The organism is Spirosoma aerophilum (assembly GCF_054782495.1).
The window spans coordinates 563,543-585,063 of the sequence record NZ_BAAGSJ010000004.1 but is presented as its reverse complement, the minus strand read 5'-3'; the positions used below and the strand labels follow the sequence as shown (position 1 = coordinate 585,063).

The following is a 21,521-nucleotide window of genomic DNA, read 5'->3' as shown; positions in this document are numbered from 1 at the left end:
TCTAGCCGAATAAGTCCGATGACAGGTAGCGGTCGCCCCGATCGCAGATGATGCACACGATCACTCCGGATTCAAGCTCCTGTGCCAGCCGAACTGCGGCATGAACGGACCCACCACTGCTCATTCCCGCAAAGACCCCCTCAACATTGGCCAGTTTGCGCGTCATGAGCGTCGCTTCTTCTGCCGATACGTCCATAACCCGATCTACACGCTGGGGCTCAAAAATTTTGGGTAAGTATTCTACAGGCCATTTCCGAATGCCCGGAATAGAAGAACCTTCAGTAGGTTGGCAGCCCACAATCTGAACGTCCGGGTTTTGCTCTTTCAGGTACCGGGAAGTACCCATAATGGTACCCGTGGTGCCCATGGAAGAAACAAAATGAGTGACTTGCCCGGCTGTATCACGCCATATTTCCGGTCCGGTGGTTCGGTAATGGGCGAGGTAATTATCCGGGTTGGCAAACTGGTTGAGCATCAGGAAGCCGCCTTTCTGCACCTGCGCTTCGGCATAATCGCGGGCGCTTTCGATCGTTTCGGTCAGCGTTACTTTAGCCCCGAAGGCTTCCATGGTCAGAACCCGTTCGCGGGTTGAGTTTTCCGGCATGACCAGCTCAATGGGAATATCGTAGAGCCGTGCGATCATGGCCAGGGCTATACCCGTATTGCCGCTGGTGGCTTCCACGAGTGTCATACCGGGTTTTAATTCGCCACGGGAGAGGGCTCCCTGGATCATACTGACGGCGGCTCTGTCTTTTACACTACCACCCGGATTGTTGCCTTCAAGTTTGCCGTATAGCCTAACGTTGGGATTGGGATTTAGCCGGTTTAACTCAACTAATGGGGTGTTACCAACTAAATCGAGCAAGGTTGCCATGCTGATTTTATGAAAATTGTCTTTTAGCTGTCAAGCAGAAACACTCTCAATAAGTTCGCAAGAGCGGTGATTCAAGCACAAACTGACCGTGAAAAAAGCAACGCAGTGAGGAGTGTTTTTACCGCAGCTCATCTCTTTTTAAGGTGCTAAATAAATTTATTTCTCTTATAATAGCTTGATAATGAAAAATTTGTAAATTGCTCATACTGATGTACAGGTTAGGTGGCTTTGCGAGAAAATACCCATACCTGACAATTATTCACACCCTTACTGTATTATCCACATGAGAGCAACTATTGTTACTCGTCCGCTTACCAAAGGCAACGTTGAAAAGCTGGCCGGCCAGTTTTCGATGTCAGATCTCACCCTTCCTTTCTGGGGATGCCGCAAAAAAATGCCAATGCATCACATTGTGCGACTCGAAGGCGAAGGCAACTACACCCTCTTCCATTTCTCTGACGGTAGCCAGTTGATGGTGTCGCTAACGCTGAAAAAAATGGAGAGCCGGCTGGCGTCGAAAGTGTTTGTTCGCCCACACAAAAAAAATATCATCAATCTTCTCTATCTGGAAGGCATCCATCCCGATCGGCAACAGTTAAGTGTCAGCCTTGTCAATGGCGACCGGGTAGATGTGTCGCGCCGGAAAGCCAGTCGATTCATCAAACAGGTAAAAGGCTTTCAGCAGGAGTTGTCAATGCTCAACACGCTGGAGCCAGTGGCCTAGTTATTTGTTTCCTTAAAAGCAGCAAAGCGTTTCCCTGGAAAGGGAAACGCTTTGCTGCTTTTAAGGAAACAGGAATTAAGGCTGCTATACATTGGCTATGTACCAACTCCCGTGTGCTGCATTCGACTTACTTTTTCAATTTAGCCAGTTCTTCATCCCGCAGTGGTTTCCGCAGAATTTTGCCAACATTCGACTTTGGCAATTCCGATCGGAATTCGATAATACGGGGGACTTTGTAAGGCGTCAGATGCTCGCGGCAAAATTCCTTGATCGAGTCAGCCGAAAGGTCAGGGTCTTTTTTGACAACAAAGATTTTGACTACTTCAGTCGACTTCTCGTCGGGAATACCAATGCAGGCTACTTCAAGAACGCCCGGACACTGCGCAACAACATCTTCGACCTCATTTGGGTAGACATTGAAGCCCGATACCAGGATCATGTCTTTTTTGCGGTCAACGATTTTAAAGAAGCCGTCTTCGTTCATGACACCCACGTCGCCGGTTTTAAACCAGTCGCCCAGCATAGACTGGGCCGTTTCTTCGGGCCGTTTGTAATAGCCGCTAAATACCTGCGGCCCGCGGGCAACGATCTCACCTGCTTCGCCAATGGGCGCGTCGGTACCGTCGTCGCGAATTATCTTCATTTCGGTGCTGGGCCAGGGAACGCCAATGGACCCCACCCGAACCGTCCCGTCAATGGGGTTCGAACAAAGCACGGGCGACGTTTCGGTGAGTCCATACCCTTCGCAAGGGGTATGGCCGGTGAGTTTGCTCCACCGCTCGGCCACCACTGTCTGCAAAGCCATACCGCCCGCCGACGTAACTTTTAAATGGCTGAAATCAACTTCACCAATACGCGGATGGTTCAGCAAACCATTATATAAGGTATTGACGCCCGTGAACGCCGTTATCTTGTATTTTTTGAGGTCGTCGATAAAGGCGTTCAGATCGCGTGGGTTCGTAATCAATAAGTTCATCGATCCGCTTTTCAGAGCCGCCAGCGCATTTGTCGTTAAGGCATATACGTGATAGAGCGGCAGGGCGGCAACAATAACCCCTTCGCCATCGGGAATACCACCGGGTTTCATCCAGACATCCTGCCCCTCAACATTGGCTATAATGTTCCGATGGGTCAGCATGGCTCCCTTCGAGACGCCTGTAGTACCACCCGTATATTGCACGAAAGCCAGATCCGTATTGTGGATAGCCACCGGTTTGAATGGCTGACTGCTCCCCCGGCTCAGAGCATCGCTAAATGAAATCGCATCAGGCAGCTTGTAATCCGGGACCAGCTTCTTCACATATTTCACGACCGCGTTGACAATTTGTTTTTTAGGAAAGCCCAATAAATCGCCCAGTTGTGTTGTAATAACATGCTGAATGTCCGTACGATCCAGAATTTTTTCCAGATTACTGGCAAAGTTGCTCAGAATCACGACGGCCTTTGCCCCTGAGTCTTTAAACTGGTGCTGCATTTCGCGGGGCGTATACAGCGGGTTGGTGTTGACAACGGCCAGCCCCGCCCGCAGTGCGCCAAACATGGCCACCGGATACTGCAAACAATTAGGCATCTGAATCGCAATTCGATCGCCCTTCTGAAGTTTCAGTTCGTTTTGCAGAAACGAGGCAAACTGTTCGGAAAGCTTATTCAGCTCACCAAACGTGATCTGCTTGCCCATGCAGGCATAGGCGGGCCGGTCTGTAAACCGTTGGCAGCCTTCTTCCAGCAATGCCACCAGCGATGGGTAAGCATCCGGATTAATTTCGTCGGGTACCCCCCGCGGATAAAAACGACGCCAGGGATATGGATTTAGTGTTGACTTAGTGTTCATGTAGCGTGTAGGTTTAGCACGTAGATAGGTCTGTTAGCGGGTATAGTAGCCTCAGACACTGTTTATTAAGCTAACGAAATAAGTATAGCATTCATTGATGCGTACAACAAAACTAAGTAAATTGTTCTATTTTAACGGATGGCTGAATCAAATACCTTGTAGGAAGTCCGAAAGACAAAACGCCGGAACTTGACAAGCTCCGGCGTACTATGTGTTACCCATTGGTAAATGTTATAGACCGTTTATACATAAGTGACGGTTATATGCAACATTAGACCAATTTTTTGCGTCTTTTGTCTGACGCTTAAAACGCGTTTAAGTTAAGAAAAGAGTGCAGAAACGCCGGGCCTGAGATGTGTTCGGCGTTTTTTGGTTTCATGCACTAATTGCAAGGTAAGTAATGATTTTGAATTATGTACGTGTTGACGCCCTGATTGGAAAATTTTTGTAACCTCCAGTAACAAGAAAACCTGCCACATCACTGCAGCAGGTTTTGGTCGTTGTGCTCCCGAAGGGATTCGAACCCCTATCGTCGGTACCGGAAACCGAAATTCTATCCATTGAACTACGGAAGCGGGCAATGTCCCTATTTGGGAGTGCAAATATAGCAGATTGAACTACTAAAACGCAAGTCTATTTATAAACAAGATTTGTGTTTGGGCATTTGATACGCCCAAACACCGTGTTTACCTACCGACGACCGCGCCCGCCCCGCCGGTTTTCACCTTTGGCAGCGGTACCTTCTTTACTTCTCGATCCCCCTACTTTGCGGGTAGACGATGATCCGCCCGACCGACGGCTGTCGCCATTGCGGCTCGTTCGGCTGTTGCTGTCTGTCTCCGTAGCTCGTCCGGCTTTGTCGCTGACGAGGGCGAAATCCATGCTTCGGCGGGCCAGGTTGGTTTCTTTTACCCGTACTACGACCGCGTCGCCAAAGGTGTACATCTTTTTGGAACGGCTGCCAATGATGCGATAATTGTCTTTGTCGAATTCGTAGAAATCATCGCTCAGGTCTTGCATACGCACGAGGCCCTCGCAGCTGTTCTCCGTGATCTCGACGAAAATGCCGAATTCAGTAACGCCCGAAATAACACCCTCGAAGACTTGATCAGGGGCCATACGGCTCATGAATTCGACCTGTTTGTACTTAATGCTGGCCCGTTCGGCATCAGACGCCATTTTCTCGCGTTCTGATGAGTGTCGGCACTTTTCTTCGTATTCGTCCCGGTCAGCGGGTTTGCCTTTGTCCAGGTAATGCTGCAACAACCGGTGCGCCATCATGTCGGGATAGCGACGGATGGGCGAGGTGAAGTGCGAATACCGTTTGAAGGCCAGACCAAAGTGGCCCAGGTCTTCCGTGCTGTATCGGGCCTTCGACATGGTCCGAACGGCCAGTTGCTGGAGCATGTTGGCTTCGGGTTTGCCTTCGATGCTCGCCATGAATCGGTTCATCGAATTCGACAGGTGCTCGTCGTCGACATTGAGCTTGTAGCCCAGCTTTCGGGCAAAGTCCGAAAAACTGCGGAGCTTGTCTTCGGCGGGGGATTCGTGTACCCGATAAACCATCGTGTTTTCTTCGCCCCCTTTATTGCGTTTCGAGAGTGAATGCACGAACTCAGCTACGCGTTTGTTGGCCAGCAACATAAACTCTTCGATGAGTTTGTTGGTGTCCTGACGGATTTTCGGATAAACCGCCAGCGGAACACCGTTCTCATCGAGCCGAAAGCGTACTTCAACGGTCTCGAAGTTGATGGCTCCGTTTTTGAAACGCTCGTCGCGCAGTTTATACGCAAGTTCGTTCAGTAACCGAAGCTCTTCCAGGTAGTCGCCACTGTTGCTGTTCAGAATGTCCTGGGCTTCTTCGTAGGCAAACCGTCGGTCGGAGTGGATGGCCGTTCGGCCAAACCATTCGTTGACGACTTTAGCCTCGGGCGTCATCTCGAAAACGGCCGAGAATGTCAGCTTATCTTCGTTGGGCCGCAGCGAACACAGGCCGTTCGACAATTTTTCGGGAAGCATGGGCACCACCCGGTCCACGAGATAGACCGATGTAGCCCGCTTGTAAGCCTCTTCTTCCAGCTTCGAGCCGGGCAATACATAGTGCGTTACATCGGCAATATGGACGCCAATTTCGAAGTTGCCATTGTCGAGTATCTGTACCGACAGGGCATCGTCGAAGTCTTTGGCGTCGATGGGGTCGATGGTGAACGTCGTCACATCCCGCATATCGCGCCGTTTCGCCAGATCTTTCTTCAGAATTTTAGTCGGAATCGCTTCAGCTTCCTGCTCTACATCGGCCGGGAAGTGAATCGGCAAACCGAACTCGGCCAGAATGGCGTGCATTTCAGTATTGTTCTGACCGGCTACACCCAACACGGTAATGACCTCGCCTTCAAACCGCTGTTTGTAGCTGTTGGCATCGGGGTATTTGGTCAGGCGAACAATGACTTTCTCGCCATCATTGGCACCGCCCAGCTTTTCGTTGGGAATGAAAATGTCGTCGTAAATCTTTTTGCTGTCGGGTACAACAAAGCCATAGTTTGGCCAAACCTGAATACGACCAACCAGTTCAGGGCGTCCCCGCTCCACAACGCTGGCTACTTTTCCTTCAATCCGGCGACGGGCACCACTGCGGCCCCCATTGCGGGAATCCTGAAAACGGATCACCCGTACACGGTCGCCGTCGACGGCTCCTCCCAGATCTTCCGTAGATACCCAAATGTCGTCGTCTTTGTCGCGACGTACACCGGCGGCTGTATCGGGAATAATAAACGCAAAGCGCGAGTTGACATGGTCTACAATGCCTTCCATGAGGTTCGCATCGGCGTCGGCCCGGTAGCTGCCATCGGGCAGGCGTACCAGCGTACCTTCGTCGGTCAATTCACCAATGAGGCCGTGCATGATGAGTTTCATACGCCGGTCGCTGGTGTCGAAATGCTCAAGAACCTGCTCCTGCGTGAATGACTCTTTATCGTTGATCTGAAAAAACGCCATGATGTCGTTCTTCATTTCATCCAGAAAGGAGTCTGCCTGCTGAATAGGGCGAGCATGACTTTTCCCTGACCGTTCCGCTCCTTTTTCCCGGGGGCGAGCGGGACTGGATGACCGGCTGGCTGGTTGGCCAGCGGCATCCTTCGTATATTTATTTTGTTTCGGTTTTCCGTTTCTCATGTTACTTGCCGGGCAACTAAAGCCCAGCTAAAAAGTATGAACTGCTACAGCAGTTTTTCGTTAATTGGTTAATTCGATATTGAGTGATAAGGTTTTTGCTGCCATACTTAGTGTAGGGAAAAGCTGACGTGGCCAGCCTCAATCACTCAATACAATATGCTCGTCGGCCACGAGCGGGGCACCCACCATCTTCATGTATACCTGCACGAGCATCACCATCGAATCGCGGGCGTACTGCTCAATACGGGGCCAGTCGTGCTCGCGGTAATACATCTCGCTGGTTCGGTCGCCGGTCCATTCGAGGGGTCGGGTGGGTACATTAAGAACCGCAGCCAGCAGGTCGAGCGGTACAAAGTGCCGTTTATCGCCGAACTGCCAATGTTCGAGCGTATCCTTGTGGGGAATCTCCCAGGGTTTCTTACCGGAGATTTGCAGCGCGGGTGGAAGTGGCAATCCGTTCACCATTAACCGCCGGCACAAATAGGGGAAGTCAAATTCCTTGCCATTATGTGCGCACAGGGTCAATTCGCCCGGTGGGTATCGGTTAATAATGGCCAGAAACTCGCGCAAAAGAGCCTCTTCGTCGTCGTTGCTCAACAATTTTACTTTCAGGTGAGGCTTATCATCGTCGTCGAAATACAGGCCACCTACACCAATGCAGATTATCTTGCCAAATTCAGCAAAGTAAGAGGCTCGCCTGTCGTACCAGCCTGCCGCTGAAAGCTCATCGTCATTTTTAAAATACCGACTTTTCTCTTCCCACTGTCGTTGCAGCCGCGGTTCGACAGAGAGGAGCGACGGTTCTCCCGCCACGGTTTTAAGGTCGATAAAAAGGAAGTTCTTAAAACGACGCTTCCAGGATACGGGTTGAGGCATAGAGTATAGCGGATGGTTCGCCGTAGCGCGGGTTTCCACGGCAACGGCCGACCGTCCGTGCTACGGTGTTACTTAAGCGTGCAAAATTCCTTCCAGCCCCAGGGCAGGTACGGTAACCAGATTTTTTTCGACAATACTGTCGGGAACGAAAATGAATTTCTTGTCAAAAATCTGTTTACCAATAAAGTAGCTGACCCAGTATTCGTTGTTGAGGTGAAACACATCGGGCATAATCGTTTCAACCACCTCGTGAGCGCCGGGGGCTACTTCGACGAAGAAATGCCTTAGGGTAGAGGTCTTTTGTTCTTCATCGTCTTTCAGGCCGTACCCTTTGGAGGTCACAAACACCGTCTGAATGGGCACGTCGTTCTGGTTGATCAAAAAAACCTGCCAGTCGTAGCCGCCAAGAAGATTCTCTTTCCGGGCAATTACTATCTGTACGCCCTCAACGGGCAAAAAATTAATATCTTTCTTCATTGTATGTTCGTCGGATTTTCATCCGCAATGCTGTCAATAACGGCGGGTTATACTGATGCAGCAGTCCCGTTTGTTATTAATTCCATGTCAAACAGGGTAAACATATGCTGTTGCACCTTATTTGACACCTCGTCCAGAGGGACCTCATGACCCAGTTCCAGCGCCAGAGAGGTAACGGCTTTATCGGTAATACCGCAGGGGACAATATGGTTAAAATAACTCAAATCTGTATTAACGTTCAAGGCAAAACCGTGCATCGTTACCCAACGGCTCGCTTTAACGCCCATCGCACATATTTTACGGGGGTGGTTGCCGCTGGGGGCCAGCCAAACGCCCGTCAGCCGTTCGGCACCTGCGCCCTCAATCCGGCCCGCCTGCAGGCCATAATCGGCGAGGGTCAGAATGATGCTCTCCTCGAGCAGCCGCATGTAGCGATGGATGTCCGTAAAGAAATTATCCAGATCCAGAATCGGGTAGCCTACCAGCTGACCGGGTCCGTGAAAGGTAATATCGCCCCCGCGCCGGATCTTGAAAAACGTGGCCCCCAGTTCATGGGTTAAACGATCTTCATCGACGAGCAGATTCTCGGCGTGGCCGCTGGTGCCCATCGTATACACGGGTGGGTGCTCGCAAAACAGCAGGTAATTGGGGGTAGGCTGCTGGGCACTGGCAGGGGAGGTGCGATTCTGTAATTTCTGATCGACTATACCGGAGAATAGCCGTTCCTGTTCATCCCAGGCTTCCTGATACGCGATTAATCCTAATCTTCTGACCTCAACTTGTTTATTAATAAGGCTATTCATTGTTTTACGGAAGAGCGAGTCTTTCCTAAGACAACTTCCGTCTAATAACAACTAGACGTTCCCGTTTCGTTCGATTATACTCCGTAACCTACTTTATCCAATGGCACAGCACAACGAAACCGGCAAACAGGGCGAGGCCGAAGCAGCCCGTTATCTTCAGGAAAAAGGCTACGAAGTCATAGCCCGGAACTACCGCTACCAGCATGCCGAAATTGACCTGGTCGCTAAAAAGGGTAAACTGCTGATTTTCGCCGAAGTTAAAACCCGCACCAATCTTAGCTTCGGTAACCCCGAAGAGTTCGTTTCCTACGCCAAAGCTAAGCTGGTTATGAAGGCCGCCGAGCACTATATCTTTGCCAATGACTGGTTCCACGACATTCGTTTCGATATCGTAGCGGTGACGCTGGCAGGCAATGAGTTACGAATAAAGCATATTGAAGATGCGTTTTCATGAACTATTTTTTCTAAATTTCTCGGAACGCTCGTTTACGGGATCACTGTCTAAATTTTTTACGGATAGATTACGTTATTAGACAGGCATTGATTTTGCTCATCAACAACTTACTATGATAAAAATTTGCAAGTGGCGCCCGGCTTTGCTGGTCATGGCATCGGGGCTGTGTCTACTGACTTCGTGTAAAAAGAGTGAAGATGTTGCTCCTGTTGCAACGGCTACCGGATCTGCTACTGATAAATCGGTAAATGACTGGATTCTGGACAACATGAAGACGTATTACTTCTGGAACGACAAGCTTCCTGCCAATCCAGACAAAACGCTTGCCCCCGATAAGTTTTTTGCCTCTCTTCTAAATACCTATAACGCCACGACCAACCCGGACGGTGATCGTTTTTCGTGGATTCAGGAGAGTGCCGAAACCCTGAAGGCATCCCTGAGCGGGCAGTCGAAAACGACGGGTATGCAGTACAAGCTCTATTACCGGGACGGCAACCGGACGGGCATTGTTGCCTCGGTGATCTACGTGGTTCCCGGCTCACCAGCCGCCAGGGCCGGTATCAGGCGGGGAGATGTTATTTACAAAGTGAATGGACAGGCCCTGACGGGTGCGAATTACTCCGACTTACTGTCGGGAAGCAGCGATACTTACACCTATGGTTTCTCGACGGTAGCGGCCAATGGTTCATTGGTCGATACAGATCAGACGAAACAGGTTACGGCCGTTGTGTTGCAGGAAGATCCCGTTTTTATGGACACGACCTACACAATTAATGGGAAAACGGTAGGGTACGTTGTCTACAACCAGTTTATCCCCGGCGTTTATAAGACGGACGGCACCACGGATAAGACGTATGATACCAAGCTCGATAATATTTTTGGCAAGCTCAAGCAGAAAGGCGTAAGTGAGCTGGTCCTTGACCTTCGTTATAACCGGGGTGGGTATGTAAGTTCTGCCGTTAACCTAGCCAGTTTGATCGGTAAAAATATTGATGCCTCTAAAGTATTTTACTTGCAAAAGTGGAACCCTACTGCGTCGGCGGCCTACGCAGCTAAATACGGAGCGAACTGGAACGTTCAGAATTTCGTAAGTAAATCGACCAACATTGGGGCTAATCTGAGCCGTGTTTTTGTGTTGACGACGGGTAGTACTGCATCGGCCAGTGAGTTGATTATTAACGGGTTAAGGCCGTTTATGGCGGTCAACACGATTGGCACGACAACCGTTGGCAAGAATGTTGGCTCCATAACCATTTCCGATGCGAGCGGAGTTATCAAGTGGGGTATGCAGCCTATTACCTTCAAATCGGCCAACGCACAGGGATTTACCGAATACGGAAATGGGTTTGTTCCCTCCGTGGAAGTGAAAGAGCCAACACTGGGCATGAAGCCGTTTGGTGATGTAACGGAGCCGATGCTGAGCGAAGCTCTTTTCCAGATCACCGGTGTTCGAAGTGCCCGTCGGGCGGCAACCATCGAAATCGATCGCCCCTACATAGAATCCTCCATCGACCAGAAGGCAGGTGGCGGTAATATGTTTATCAATGGAAACCGACTGCTGCTGGCACATTAATATTGTATTATTTTGCGTCTGAAGCAGCTCTAAAGGCTGCTTTTGGCGTTTTATACTGTAACTTTAGCATCAGGCAAGCTAACCAGACTATGTACGAAAAGAATATAGGTACTAAGCAGAAAGCATTACGCATCAATCTCGATCGTCGTATTTATGGCTCCTTTGCCGAAATCGGTGCCGGTCAGGAAACGGCGGCTATGTTTTTCAAGGCGGGTGGTTCATCAGGAACGATTGCTAAGACCATGTCGGCCTACGATATGACGTTCAGCGACTCCATCTACGGGGTTGAGGAAAGCGGCCGGTATGTGGTGGAATCGCGGCTGGTGAAAATGCTCAACAAAGAATATAGTTTGCTGGAAAAGCGATTAGCCGAAAAACGAGGTACGGATACGACCTTCTTTGCCTTTGCCAATACCGTTGTTGCCTTAAACTATCAGAAAACCAATGAAGCCCATGGCTGGCTTGGCTGCCGGTTCCAGCTTAACCCTCAGTCGGGCTATAACGATGTCATTATCCACGTCAGGATGATCGATAACGAAAATATTCTGCAACAACAGGCTCTGGGTATTATTGGCGTTAACCTCATCTACGGCTGTTACTACTACGCTAAATCGCCCGAGACGCTGGTGCTGTCTCTGATGGACGATCTGGCACCCGAACGAATCCAGATCGATATGATCCGGTTCAGCGGTCCCGATTTTGCGGACGTCGATAACCGGCTGATGAGCCTGCACCTGGTGAAGAATGGCTTTACCGATGCCGCTTTGTTTGGGGCCGACGGGCAGGTGCTGCAGCCATCCGAAGCGCTCTACAAGAAGCACATTCTGGTGATGCGCGGGCGACTGAGGCCGGTCACGAATGTGCAGATGGACATGATCGAAAATGGCCTGAAGCAGTTTAAAGATGAGCCCGATGTAGACCCTAACCGGGTTATATCCATGGCCGAGTTGACACTTCACAACCTGAAAGCAAACGAGCAGGGTATCGATGAGAAGGACTTTCTGGACCGGGTCGATATTCTGTGCTCCATGGGGCAGACGGTAATGATTTCCAATTATCTGGAATATTATAAGCTCGTGGCCTATCTGGCCCGGTTAACGCGGCTTAAAATTGGCCTTATTGTCGGGATTCCGAATCTGGAATACATCTTCGAGGAAGGTCATTACGAGTTCCTGCCGGGGGGCATTCTGGAGTCTTTCGCCACGCTGTTCAGCCGGAAAGTGAAGCTGTTCGTTTATCCAACCCTGAAAGAAGGAGCTATTTACACTTGCAACGAGTTTAAGCTTCCGGCCACACTGGAGCCCCTGTTTCAGTACCTGGTTCGGAATGATAAAATTGAGGATATCACGGATTACAACGAACAAAACCTGCATATCTCCACCGACCGTGTTCTGGAAATGATCCAGCTGGGCGAAGACGGTTGGGAAAACATGGTGCCCGATCGGGTGGCGGAGCAGATCAAAACCAACTGTCTCTTTGGCTACCCCTGCGAGGTCGAATACGTACCCATCGGTAAACAGGTACGCCAGCAGCAGGAAGAAGAACAGGAAGCTACCAAGCAAATACTCCAGTAATTACCCATTTGGGCGGGCAAGACTTTAAAAGCGGTTAGTATGTTTGGCACCAATGATTTATCGATAACCCCAACGTACTAACCCGCCAACGCCAGTTTAATGTGCGCCAGGTGGTGCTGCACATGCCAGGCCGATATAGCCAGGGCCTGTGCCTGGGTAAACCATATTTGCCGAACCGGGTGATAATAACGAATGGCCAGCTGATCTGGCGTCAATGACCTGGCCAATCGGGCATACCGGCGGTGTGTACCTTCGAACATGGCAAGCGAGTCGCTCACGGGCGCGTGTACCGCATCGACCGTAGTCGCCCACGCATTCATATCAATTAGCGTTGCGGCTTCATAATCAGCCTCGGTTATGGCTTTCTTCAGGCGGAAAAAGTGTAATAGCCCAATGTCACTCACATGATGGACCAACTGCTCGACTGTCCAGCTGCCGGGCCTGTACGTTTTGGCTAGTTCATGGGGCAACAGATCGTCTATGAGCCGACGATAGGCGTCAGGGCTGGTCTCAATCACATCAATAATGTGGGTCAACTCATCGGTGGTGTAAGTCTCCTGACTGACAAAGGGCCCAATCGGATATTGCAGGTTTTTCATGTATAGTAAATCTATGGGCCATTGAATAGGAAATGAGGCCAATCAATACCCCTTTCCTTTTATTTTCGTTAACCTGTTGGCCTTCCTTTCACAAACATGGTGACTTCAGATGAAATTTCATCAAATGATTTGAAGTAAAACACCTGTAATTATCCAAAAAGATGATTATTACATTTGCTCAATATAGTATTCTTACCGCAACGTACAATGGGGCGACCTCCAGCCAGGTGCAGCAGCAAACGAGTTTCGATCAAATGATGATTTCGTACTACATTTTAGGGCTGGTCAGTATAGGTCTCTTAAAAGCCAGTGACGAAAATGCAGACGAGATAACGCGCTATGAACTGACCGAACTGGGTGAAGCGTATATTGATGATTACGAGCGCGCTAACCCGGCCCTGGTCATTAAAAAAGATATTAGCCATCAGCAGAATCTACACAATTCGCTCGATGTACGACTTGGCTAAACGTACGACCAGCGTTTCCTCTATATCGTCAAATAAACACATCTCATCCTGATAAGAGATAACAGTATTTCTATTGGCATCGTAAAGGCCCATTGGCGACAGGTCTGGGTCGTTGGTTGCTCTCTCAAGACAATAGACAGCTTCGTTCACAGAAGCGAACCCTTTGGCTACAGGGGTGGCAAATAGTCTAAAAACGGCAATGTAATGCATGGCTGACGGCTATTCGGATCTACATACCCAGCGCGTGGGTACATACTATTTCCTGATAAGTTTACTTTTAAATATTCCCTATATTTTCTTTTTTAATGACAGTATGTACGAATGGATGGTACTGTTTTCACATAGACTAAGATTATTACGAAATTAATAAAAATAACAACTAATGCACTTATTTATGTTATTAAATTTTTTCAACGATTAACAAGTTGTTACTATCGGATTGGATGTTCAGAAAAAAATTGACATCCCTCACTTATATAAATGCTTAGTCTATAATTTATGCATTGACATTTTAGTAGCTATAGGTTACTTTCTTTTGTTAGTAATACACGTGTAAATTTAGTTACTTGAACGTGAGCGTTACCTCTATTAATGCGGTAGACACTAACCTGCCTCTATTTATATATGAGGCTCAAATGGGTGCTTATTTCGAGGCTGCCTCAAGCCTGTTTCTATCGTTGATTCAGGGCCTGAAACTGAGCTCAAATGTTGACTAAAATTATTCTTGTTTAGGGAGAAAATAAATCCTTAAAAAGGCTATTTGTGCAATGGAAACTGCCTTTTTTTTGTTCTTGATATAGAACGTAAACAACAAGAATTATATACGAAATGGAGTCTATTCACCTGCATAAACTAGCGGCCGGCGGTCCGGACCAAACAACCCATCGGGCTACCCGTCGTAAGGGAAATGGACCCGCCACGGCAGCCCTGTTGATTCAGATGGCTACAGAGATCCTGACAGCCTCACCAACGCTGAGGAAGAAAGCCAACATTACGCTGGTCGATCTGGCCGCAGCCGAAAAAGTAAGGAAAGACCTGACGAGAAATCAATCCGTGCTACTGAAGTGACCCTCTTGTCTTAAAAAGAAAAACTCCGTCAGTTCATGGCGGAGTTTTTCTTTTTAAGACAAGAGGGTCACTGGGATCTTCCTGGCATTATGAAGCTGTTAAGGAGTTGATTCGTAAACAAGTATATGAGTAGTCAGACTTTTGTACACAAGGGTAGGCTTCCAGCAGGGTATCTTTTCAGCCATGTGCCTGAATAGTAGGGGAATCTTATTCAGGTAGCCCCTAGATGAAGTCATATGATGGCCGGATTAGCTGTTGGTTTCCTGTGCTGTCAGCCAGTCTTTCACTTCGCCAAGCATAACGGCTGCCGATTTTCTGGAGGCTTCCACATCACTCTGCAATTGCTTTAACTGAGACTCTATGGCGCCTGACAGGTTAAGGAACACACTGTATTCGTTAACGTGCTGGGGGCCAGAAGGTAAGGACTGACCGTTGAAAAAATTGACTAATTCCTGATGTTCGCTACTCAATTGCATGGAGCAAAAATAGGGATTTGTTAGAAGCGCGCAATTGATAGCTGGCTGAACTTGGAGAGAGAAGCCCATCTTTACTTGTAAGATTGACCCGCTATTTAATGTATATATGTGTAAGCAGTCTGCGATCGTTATGGCGAGAGTTTCGTCGTGAAAAAACAAAAGCCAGGCATAGCCTGGCCCTGTCTGGCCTTCCTCTTCTAAACCTAGCTAGTTCCTACCCAATAAGATTTTATGATGTTGGTTTCTATTTTGTTTTTTTGTCTACTATCTACTTTCTACTAGAATATCTACTATCAATGACTACTATGTTTACTAAAAAGCCCAGTTACAGTGTGACTGGGCTTTTGAATTCCTATCCACACTAAAATACAATTTTGCCTATTACCTATTTTGTAAGAGTAAAGTTAATGAAAAATTATATACGTAAACAAATGATTTCAGAAATATTATTTTCATAAATAAAAATTATTCATTTTTCGTGCTTTTACGATCCAAACACTAATTTTTGATTTAGATATTTATATAAATATATGAGTGTTTGTTATCCTTATTAAAAATAAACAAGGCAACCGGCGTTCAGTTAGATACCGGTTGTATAACCCCACCATTCTTTTACTCCTAATACCAGGATTTACGTTTTGCAGCATGGTTTGTTAAACGACAGAACGCGTGATGAGTAAATGAGCAGAATACCATTAGCGGGAAATATTGCCCATGAGGTCATGCACGAAGAGCTACCTCATACCTGCCACTCCAATAAGGTAAAAAGCACTTGGTTCAACTGTTTAAAAATTCAAGTAAATAAGGGTATGTGTTAACAACGAGTATAATTAATTTGGAGTAGTAGATCTATCTTTGGCTATATAAAGTGGTTTAACAGTAAATTCAGTGAACAAGTAGATCAATTATTGTTATAAGCTTGCTAATGAAATTTTGTTAGCCCAAACGTAATTACTAAGCTCGTTCCACCCTGATTAAGCAGCCCTTCTCAGGGCGCCAACGTAAACATTTACGACTATGAAAACTCAACGAATCGATAAGATACCAGCCACGCATGCAAACCAGGAGCTTATGGTACTTTCCGAGCGGCATCTGGGGGAATGGTTTCAGCTTCTGGACAGCCTGCAGGACGCCCATGCCCCAACGGATCAGCTGGTTTATTGTCGCAAGCAGATCATGCGCCTGCAGCACGATCTTTATCACCTCAGAAACCTATAGGCAGGTGTACTACCTAAGCATGCAACAGCCCGAAAATCTGAATTTTCGGGCTGTTGCATGTTCAACCCATAGCTGCTAACAAACATACTGTTGTTTGACCATCAATAAGTGAACAAAGTAAGTTCAACAACCCGTTGTTGCTATACACTTCCGGCTATTCGTTAAGGGGTGGGTATACCAGCCATTGCACCAGACCTGAGGGGATTGCATAACTAGCCTGTTTCTAAATAGTGATTTGCCTCAAAAGTGTATCTCCAAATTTCACAATCGCTTCCTCGATTGTTATACATTTGTATTTACTTATATCGTTCTATTAGAAAGTCTAATTCGCTCTACGCACATGAATAGAAGAGACGCCCTCATGCGGGTAGCCGCGCTGGCAGGCGCATCCATCGCGTTGCCTGCACTGGCTGATACGCTCGAAGCTTCGGCTGCCCGACGTGCCCTGACGGGCAAGCCGCTTTTCTTTACGGCTGATCAGGACGCAACCGTCGCTGAACTCGCCGATACAATCATTCCAACAACAACAACCCCGGGTGCCAAGGCAGCTAAGGTCAATGAGGTGATTGACGTTATTTTAAAGGATTGTTACAAACCAGACGATCAGCAACGCTTCCTGGATGGCCTGATCCAGACAAATAAATTAAGCAAGGATGCGTATGGTAAAGCCTTCGTTCAGCTCGACCCAGCGCAACGGATCGAGATCGTGAAAAAATTGCAGGCTGATGCCAAGCAACAGCTGGAGCAAATGAGAACCGGCAAGGCAGCTGCGAAAGTGGAAAACTCCCAGGCCGATCTTCAAATGCCTGATGCCAAAAAACAGTACACGCCTTTCTTTACGATTCTTAAAGATCTGACATTGACAGGTTATTTTACGTCTGAAATTGGCTGTACCCAAGCCCTCGAGTATGTAGCCGTTCCTGGTCGATACGACGGTTGTGTAACGCTCAAACCCGGCCAGAAGGCGTGGGCGATATAACGAGTATGTAGGAGTTAGGAGCGAGAAGAAAGGAGTGGCTGATGCAAATCAAGAACGCGTCAGCCCTCTTCATTCCTCACTCTTACATACCAACTCCTCAAAAAAAGACAAGTATATAGGAACGAGCAGCGTCCGGCGACCTTTATAATGCGTCAGCCCTCTTCACTTCTCACTCCTGCATACTAACTCCTTAAAAAAGACATGAATCTTACTATAGACGCAAAAAAAGATATGACCTACGACGCTATTGTCGTTGGGTCGGGTATTTCGGGTGGCTGGGCTGCTAAAGAACTTACCCAAAAGGGATTGAAAGTGCTGATGCTGGAGCGTGGCCGCGATATTAAACATATAGAGGGCTATGTAACGGCAACCAATAACCCCTGGGATTTTCCCCACCGCGGAAAAATCACAACGCAGGCTGCGGAGGAATACTGGGCCAATATGCGTACCGGCTATACGGCCAACGAAGAATGGCGGCATCACTTCGAGAATGATAAGGAAAACCCTTACCTCGAAAAACGTAAAGTCGACTGGATTCGGGGCTACCACGTAGGAGGTCGGTCGTTAATGTGGGGGCGTCAGAGCTACCGCTGGAATAAAGAGGACTTCATGGCGAATGCCAAAGAAGGGATTGGGGTCGATTGGCCAATCCGGTATGAAGACCTGGCTCCCTGGTACTCTTACGTAGAAACCTTTGTAGGGGTATCGGGTAGTAAAGACGGTCTGGATGTGTTGCCCGATGGTAACTTCCTGCCCGCCATGCAGATGAACTGCCTGGAAAAAGAAGCGAAAAAGAAAATAGAAAAGGCGTTTCCCGGCCGGACCGTTACCATGGGCCGCACGGCTCACCTGACGGCCCCCAAGCAATTACACTATGACCTCGGACGGGCTGCCTGCCAGTTCCGTAACCAGTGTATGCGGGGTTGCCCATATGGTGCGTATTTCAGTACGCAGGCGGCTACGCTGCCCGCAGCTATGAAAACGGGTAAGCTAACACTGCGGCCCGATTCGATTGTATCTGAAGTACTGTACGATGAGAAGAAAGGCAAAGCGACGGGTGTTCGGGTTATTGACCAGAATACGAAAGAGGTTCGTGAGTATTATGCCCGGATCATCTTCCTGAATGCATCCGCTTTTGCCAGTACGTCTATTCTGATGAACTCGAAGTCGCACCGTTTCCCGAACGGTATGGGTAATGAGTCCGATCAGCTGGGTCGTAACATCATGGACCACCACCTGGCCGTAGGGGCCGCCGGTACGTTCGATGGGATGGAAGATCAATATTACTATGGTCGGCGGGCCAATGGTGTTTACGTACCACGCTACCGCAACTGGCATAACGACAAGCGCGATTATGTTCGTGGCTTCGGGTATCAGGGTGGGGCCGGTCGTGGCGGCTGGAACCGTGGCAACGGTGAAGACGGATTTGGCGCGGATTTCAAAGAAAGCCTGACAACGCCCGGTCCCTGGACAATGAGTCTCGGTGGATTTGGTGAGATGATCGCCGATCCCAACAACCGGATGACCCTCTCGCCTGACCAGAAGGATAAGTGGGGACTTCCCCTGATCGTGTTCGATGCGGCCTATGGCGAAAACGAACGGAAAATGCGCATCGACATGATGAACGATGCGGCTGAAATGCTCGAAGCGGCCGGCATCAAGAACGTAACGCCTTACAACGACGAATCGAAACACCCTGGCATTGGTATTCACGAAATGGGAACGGCCCGTATGGGACGCGATCCTAAAACATCCGTGCTGAATGCGCATAACCAAATTCATTCGGTTAAAAACGTGTTCAATACCGATGGTGCCTGTATGACGTCGGCCTCCTGTGTGAACCCTTCCCTTACTTATATGGCTCTGACCGCCCGCGCGGCCGATTTCGCCGTGAAAGAAATGAAAAAGGGAAACCTGTAAGCAAGCCGAATACAGGAACGAGAAAAAATTAAAGGGGGTGCTGACAAAAAAATGTCAGCACCCCCTTTAATTTTTTTCAAAAAACAAAGGAAAAAATAAACACCTGTCCTTTAGTTTAGTTATACCATAGACTAAACAGTAAATAGGTCGAAAGACCTCACTCAACGATGAAAAAATTAATGATCATGGGCTGGATGCTGGTAGCTGGCATGGCTCTTAACGCGAATGCACAGACGACGAATTCAGGTTCGACGGGTACGAGTGGAACAACCACCGGCACAATGGGAACAGGTACAACGGGTACGGGCACAACCGGCACTATGGGTACGGGTACCATGGGTACGGGCACAACCGGCACTGGTACCACGGGAACGTATTCTAACGGAACCAATACGGGTACAACGTCAGGTACCTACCAAACCCAGCCGCCAACCAACTCGAATCAATCGACAACGACGGGTACTTATTCGAATGGTACGGGCGTAAATACAGGAACCAATGTTCCACCAACCACAACAAGTGGCACGACGGGAACGGGTACAATGAACTCGGGTACGACCGGTACTTACGGAACCGGGACGGGTACGATGAACTCGGGTACAACCGGCACCATGAGCTCGGGTACTACGAATTCGAACACAACCGACCGGACGAACTCCGGTTCGACGGGCAACAATAGCCGTCGTACGAGAAGCAAATCGTCATCGACGACAACAACGCCTACCACAACGACGTCGACGCCCCCAGAAAAATAGGGTCGTTCATAGCTGTTGAATAAAATAGTGGGGCAATACCTTTGCAGGGTATTGCCCTTATTTTTTATGCCAGATAACACATCGTTAATTACCGTACATAATCTAACCATTCGATATGGTGGAAAACCAGCGCTTACGGACCTGAATTTCCAAGTAAATGTCGGCGAGTGCTGGTGTATAACCGGACCGACAGGCAGCGGAAAAACTACTTTCTTGCGGGCGCTGGCCGGTCACTTCCCCGCACCACCCGGTACGCTCAGTCGAATGGCCCCCAGTGCGTTTGTTTCCTTCAAGGAAGAGTCAAGCCGTTTCTCTTATAGCGGGTATTTTTATCAGCAACGGTACCAGGCAACTATGAGCGATAACCCCGAAGGTGCCGATGCCGGATACACGGCCATGCCATCATTACGCAGTTTCCTGCAGGTCCCCGACTCGCCGGAATCAGCAGCACTGCTGGACCGTTTGGGTCTCACCCCATTACTGGACCGTTCGTTCATTAAACTGTCAAACGGACAAACGCGAAAGGCGCGAATTGGTAAGGCGCTTTTACAGAACCCAAGGGTGTTGATACTCGATAATCCGTTTGTTGGACTGGACACCACCTTTCGGACGGAGCTGACAAACTGGCTTGGCGAACTGACGAATCATGGTCTGACCCTTGTGCTGGTAAGCGAACCGGATGACATACCAGCTTTTGTAACGCACGTTGCCAAAATAGAGCATGGTCAACTTGGCTGGGCGGGACCAAAAGCTAACTTTTTTGTAAAGGATAGTCCGGAGGCTGAGTTAAGCGATCTGCCGGTGTTGCAGGTAAAGCCCGGGCAAACTGACTTTACAGAAGTGTTTCGGTTACGGGATGTGACGGTGCGTTATGGCGAAACGGTTATTCTGGATAACGTTAACTGGGTGATAGAAGCCAATGAACGCTGGGCGTTGTTTGGAGCCAATGGGGCCGGAAAATCAGTATTGCTCAGTCTTCTGTACGGCGATCACCCGCAGGCCTATGCCAACCAGGTAAGCGTATTTGGCCATCGGCGTGGCAAATCGGGTGAGAGTATATGGGATGTAAAACGGCGGATAGGTTTCGTTTCGCCCGAACTGCACCTGTATTTCCCGCAGCAGTTGTCAGCCCGGCAGGTGGCCCTTACAGGGTTGACGGATACACTGACGCCACCCAATCGGGTTTCGCCCGAGACGGAGTCAGACCTAGGCAGCCTGTTCACGTATTTCGAGTTAACGCATACGCTGGACCGACCTTTCGGCACTCTGTCAGCCGGCGAGCAGCGGGTGGTGTTGCTGATACGGGCGTTCCTGAAAAATGCGCCGGTCCTGTTGCTGGATGAGCCGTTTCAAGCTATGGACCACCGGCATGTTGATCGGGCACGACGGTTAATTGACAGTTTTGCCGATAAGACTATTCTGTTTGTGACGCACAATCGAAATGAACTGCCTCAAACGATAGACCATCTGTATAACCTGTAAACGAAAACAGAATTCGCTACGTAACGCATATAAAATCTACCGCCCGTCGGGCCTGATTGTTTAAACCAATACGCTCTTCCGGCACAGCCTTTATGCATTAATCTACAAGCCCGATTAAGAGAAAAGTTTAAAACGTTGGCATGGTTTGTGATAAATCAGCAGCCTTTTTCTTATGCCTGAGCAGAACGGTCATTAGATAA

At 48.8% G+C, this 21,521-nt stretch carries 20 protein-coding genes and 1 tRNA gene; 11 read left to right on the top strand and 10 right to left on the bottom strand.

The window, feature by feature from the left end:
• Position 1: 1 nt before the first annotated feature.
• On the bottom strand, positions 2–874 hold the full coding sequence (cysM, locus tag ACYVK4_RS04170) for a cysteine synthase CysM (RefSeq protein WP_461126229.1): 873 nt from the start codon (positions 872–874) through the stop codon (positions 2–4).
• Positions 875–1,157: 283 nt separating this feature from the next.
• Here cysM and ACYVK4_RS04165 point away from each other — a divergent pair, with 283 nt between their 5' ends.
• Positions 1,158–1,598 (top strand): LytR/AlgR family response regulator transcription factor, encoded by a 441-nt coding sequence (locus ACYVK4_RS04165; RefSeq protein WP_461126228.1) that lies wholly within the window; start codon positions 1,158–1,160, stop codon positions 1,596–1,598.
• Positions 1,599–1,725: 127 nt separating this feature from the next.
• On the opposite strand, the gene ACYVK4_RS04160 is transcribed toward ACYVK4_RS04165, so the two are convergent.
• From ACYVK4_RS04160 to lipB, 6 genes are all read right to left on the bottom strand, one after another.
• On the bottom strand, positions 1,726–3,429 hold the full coding sequence (locus ACYVK4_RS04160) for an AMP-binding protein (RefSeq protein WP_461126227.1): 1,704 nt from the start codon (positions 3,427–3,429) through the stop codon (positions 1,726–1,728).
• 503 nt (positions 3,430–3,932) lie between these two features.
• Positions 3,933–4,004 (bottom strand) — tRNA-Arg (locus ACYVK4_RS04155).
• A gap of 115 nt (positions 4,005–4,119) precedes the next feature.
• Positions 4,120–6,600, bottom strand: coding sequence for a ribonuclease R (rnr, locus tag ACYVK4_RS04150; protein ID WP_461126226.1), 2,481 nt, complete (start codon positions 6,598–6,600; stop codon positions 4,120–4,122).
• 138 nt (positions 6,601–6,738) lie between these two features.
• Positions 6,739–7,476, bottom strand: a complete 738-nt coding sequence (locus ACYVK4_RS04145) for a 3'-5' exonuclease (protein WP_461126225.1) — start codon at positions 7,474–7,476, stop codon at positions 6,739–6,741.
• A 72-nt stretch (positions 7,477–7,548) separates the two neighbouring features.
• Positions 7,549–7,953, bottom strand: a complete 405-nt coding sequence (locus tag ACYVK4_RS04140) for a hypothetical protein (RefSeq protein ID WP_461126224.1) — start codon at positions 7,951–7,953, stop codon at positions 7,549–7,551.
• Between the two features lie 47 nt (positions 7,954–8,000).
• Positions 8,001–8,756, bottom strand: a complete 756-nt coding sequence (gene lipB / locus ACYVK4_RS04135; protein ID WP_461126223.1) for a lipoyl(octanoyl) transferase LipB — start codon at positions 8,754–8,756, stop codon at positions 8,001–8,003.
• A gap of 100 nt (positions 8,757–8,856) precedes the next feature.
• Here lipB and ACYVK4_RS04130 point away from each other — a divergent pair, with 100 nt between their 5' ends.
• The 3 genes from ACYVK4_RS04130 (at position 8,857) to ACYVK4_RS04120 (ending at position 12,357) form a co-directional block, all read left to right on the top strand.
• Entirely contained in the window at positions 8,857–9,210 is a 354-nt protein-coding gene (locus ACYVK4_RS04130; protein WP_461126222.1) for a YraN family protein, read from the top strand.
• Positions 9,211–9,322: 112 nt separating this feature from the next.
• Positions 9,323–10,783 (top strand): S41 family peptidase, encoded by a 1,461-nt coding sequence (locus ACYVK4_RS04125; protein WP_461126221.1) that lies wholly within the window; start codon positions 9,323–9,325, stop codon positions 10,781–10,783.
• A gap of 89 nt (positions 10,784–10,872) precedes the next feature.
• Positions 10,873–12,357, top strand: a complete 1,485-nt coding sequence (locus ACYVK4_RS04120; protein WP_461126220.1) for a TonB-dependent receptor — start codon at positions 10,873–10,875, stop codon at positions 12,355–12,357.
• 77 nt (positions 12,358–12,434) lie between these two features.
• Here the strand turns inward: ACYVK4_RS04120 and ACYVK4_RS04115 are convergent, their stop codons facing one another.
• Positions 12,435–12,956, bottom strand: coding sequence for a DinB family protein (locus ACYVK4_RS04115; RefSeq protein ID WP_461126219.1), 522 nt, complete (start codon positions 12,954–12,956; stop codon positions 12,435–12,437).
• Positions 12,957–13,117: 161 nt separating this feature from the next.
• Between ACYVK4_RS04115 and ACYVK4_RS04110 the strand changes: the two genes are divergently transcribed.
• Positions 13,118–13,423 carry a hypothetical protein gene (locus tag ACYVK4_RS04110; RefSeq protein WP_461126218.1) on the top strand — a complete coding sequence of 102 codons (306 nt, stop codon included), beginning with the start codon at positions 13,118–13,120 and terminating at the stop codon, positions 13,421–13,423.
• On the opposite strand, the gene ACYVK4_RS04105 is transcribed toward ACYVK4_RS04110, so the two are convergent.
• The gene (locus ACYVK4_RS04105; RefSeq protein ID WP_461126217.1) at positions 13,391–13,633 is read right to left on the bottom strand and encodes a hypothetical protein; all 243 of its coding nucleotides are present in this window, start codon (positions 13,631–13,633) and stop codon (positions 13,391–13,393) included. The two genes, ACYVK4_RS04110 and ACYVK4_RS04105, sit on opposite strands and share 33 nt — an antisense overlap.
• Before the next feature lie 618 nt (positions 13,634–14,251).
• Here ACYVK4_RS04105 and ACYVK4_RS04100 point away from each other — a divergent pair.
• A complete protein-coding gene (locus ACYVK4_RS04100) occupies positions 14,252–14,491 on the top strand; it encodes a hypothetical protein (RefSeq protein ID WP_461126216.1) in 240 nt (79 codons plus the stop codon).
• A 248-nt stretch (positions 14,492–14,739) separates the two neighbouring features.
• On the opposite strand, the gene ACYVK4_RS04095 is transcribed toward ACYVK4_RS04100, so the two are convergent.
• Entirely contained in the window at positions 14,740–14,967 is a 228-nt protein-coding gene (locus ACYVK4_RS04095; protein WP_461126215.1) for a DUF6965 family protein, read from the bottom strand.
• Between the two features lie 1,017 nt (positions 14,968–15,984).
• Here ACYVK4_RS04095 and ACYVK4_RS04090 point away from each other — a divergent pair.
• From ACYVK4_RS04090 to ACYVK4_RS04070, 5 genes are all read left to right on the top strand, one after another.
• Positions 15,985–16,185, top strand: coding sequence for a hypothetical protein (locus ACYVK4_RS04090; RefSeq protein WP_461126214.1), 201 nt, complete (start codon positions 15,985–15,987; stop codon positions 16,183–16,185).
• A gap of 340 nt (positions 16,186–16,525) precedes the next feature.
• The gene (locus tag ACYVK4_RS04085; protein WP_461126213.1) at positions 16,526–17,164 is read left to right on the top strand and encodes a gluconate 2-dehydrogenase subunit 3 family protein; all 639 of its coding nucleotides are present in this window, start codon (positions 16,526–16,528) and stop codon (positions 17,162–17,164) included.
• A 201-nt stretch (positions 17,165–17,365) separates the two neighbouring features.
• Positions 17,366–19,084, top strand: coding sequence for a GMC oxidoreductase (locus tag ACYVK4_RS04080; RefSeq protein WP_461126212.1), 1,719 nt, complete (start codon positions 17,366–17,368; stop codon positions 19,082–19,084).
• A gap of 167 nt (positions 19,085–19,251) precedes the next feature.
• Positions 19,252–19,839 (top strand): hypothetical protein, encoded by a 588-nt coding sequence (locus ACYVK4_RS04075; RefSeq protein ID WP_461126211.1) that lies wholly within the window; start codon positions 19,252–19,254, stop codon positions 19,837–19,839.
• Positions 19,840–19,905: 66 nt separating this feature from the next.
• On the top strand, positions 19,906–21,321 hold the full coding sequence (locus ACYVK4_RS04070; RefSeq protein WP_461126210.1) for an ATP-binding cassette domain-containing protein: 1,416 nt from the start codon (positions 19,906–19,908) through the stop codon (positions 21,319–21,321).
• Positions 21,322–21,521: the final 200 nt, after the last annotated feature.

Excerpts from the sequence above, each read along its gene's own strand:
- cysM (WP_461126229.1), bottom strand. The coding sequence starts at position 874 with ATGGCAACCTTGCTCGATTTAGTTGGTAACACCCCATTAGTTGAGTTA.
- ACYVK4_RS04165 (WP_461126228.1), top strand. The coding sequence starts at position 1,158 with ATGAGAGCAACTATTGTTACTCGTCCGCTTACCAAAGGCAACGTTGAA.
- ACYVK4_RS04160 (WP_461126227.1), bottom strand. The coding sequence starts at position 3,429 with ATGAACACTAAGTCAACACTAAATCCATATCCCTGGCGTCGTTTTTAT.
- rnr (WP_461126226.1), bottom strand. The coding sequence starts at position 6,600 with ATGAGAAACGGAAAACCGAAACAAAATAAATATACGAAGGATGCCGCT.
- ACYVK4_RS04145 (WP_461126225.1), bottom strand. The coding sequence starts at position 7,476 with ATGCCTCAACCCGTATCCTGGAAGCGTCGTTTTAAGAACTTCCTTTTT.
- ACYVK4_RS04140 (WP_461126224.1), bottom strand. The coding sequence starts at position 7,953 with ATGAAGAAAGATATTAATTTTTTGCCCGTTGAGGGCGTACAGATAGTA.
- lipB (WP_461126223.1), bottom strand. The coding sequence starts at position 8,756 with ATGAATAGCCTTATTAATAAACAAGTTGAGGTCAGAAGATTAGGATTA.
- ACYVK4_RS04130 (WP_461126222.1), top strand. The coding sequence starts at position 8,857 with ATGGCACAGCACAACGAAACCGGCAAACAGGGCGAGGCCGAAGCAGCC.
- ACYVK4_RS04125 (WP_461126221.1), top strand. The coding sequence starts at position 9,323 with ATGATAAAAATTTGCAAGTGGCGCCCGGCTTTGCTGGTCATGGCATCG.
- ACYVK4_RS04120 (WP_461126220.1), top strand. The coding sequence starts at position 10,873 with ATGTACGAAAAGAATATAGGTACTAAGCAGAAAGCATTACGCATCAAT.
- ACYVK4_RS04115 (WP_461126219.1), bottom strand. The coding sequence starts at position 12,956 with ATGAAAAACCTGCAATATCCGATTGGGCCCTTTGTCAGTCAGGAGACT.
- ACYVK4_RS04110 (WP_461126218.1), top strand. The coding sequence starts at position 13,118 with ATGATTATTACATTTGCTCAATATAGTATTCTTACCGCAACGTACAAT.
- ACYVK4_RS04105 (WP_461126217.1), bottom strand. The coding sequence starts at position 13,633 with ATGCATTACATTGCCGTTTTTAGACTATTTGCCACCCCTGTAGCCAAA.
- ACYVK4_RS04100 (WP_461126216.1), top strand. The coding sequence starts at position 14,252 with ATGGAGTCTATTCACCTGCATAAACTAGCGGCCGGCGGTCCGGACCAA.
- ACYVK4_RS04095 (WP_461126215.1), bottom strand. The coding sequence starts at position 14,967 with ATGCAATTGAGTAGCGAACATCAGGAATTAGTCAATTTTTTCAACGGT.
- ACYVK4_RS04090 (WP_461126214.1), top strand. The coding sequence starts at position 15,985 with ATGAAAACTCAACGAATCGATAAGATACCAGCCACGCATGCAAACCAG.
- ACYVK4_RS04085 (WP_461126213.1), top strand. The coding sequence starts at position 16,526 with ATGAATAGAAGAGACGCCCTCATGCGGGTAGCCGCGCTGGCAGGCGCA.
- ACYVK4_RS04080 (WP_461126212.1), top strand. The coding sequence starts at position 17,366 with ATGAATCTTACTATAGACGCAAAAAAAGATATGACCTACGACGCTATT.
- ACYVK4_RS04075 (WP_461126211.1), top strand. The coding sequence starts at position 19,252 with ATGAAAAAATTAATGATCATGGGCTGGATGCTGGTAGCTGGCATGGCT.
- ACYVK4_RS04070 (WP_461126210.1), top strand. The coding sequence starts at position 19,906 with ATGCCAGATAACACATCGTTAATTACCGTACATAATCTAACCATTCGA.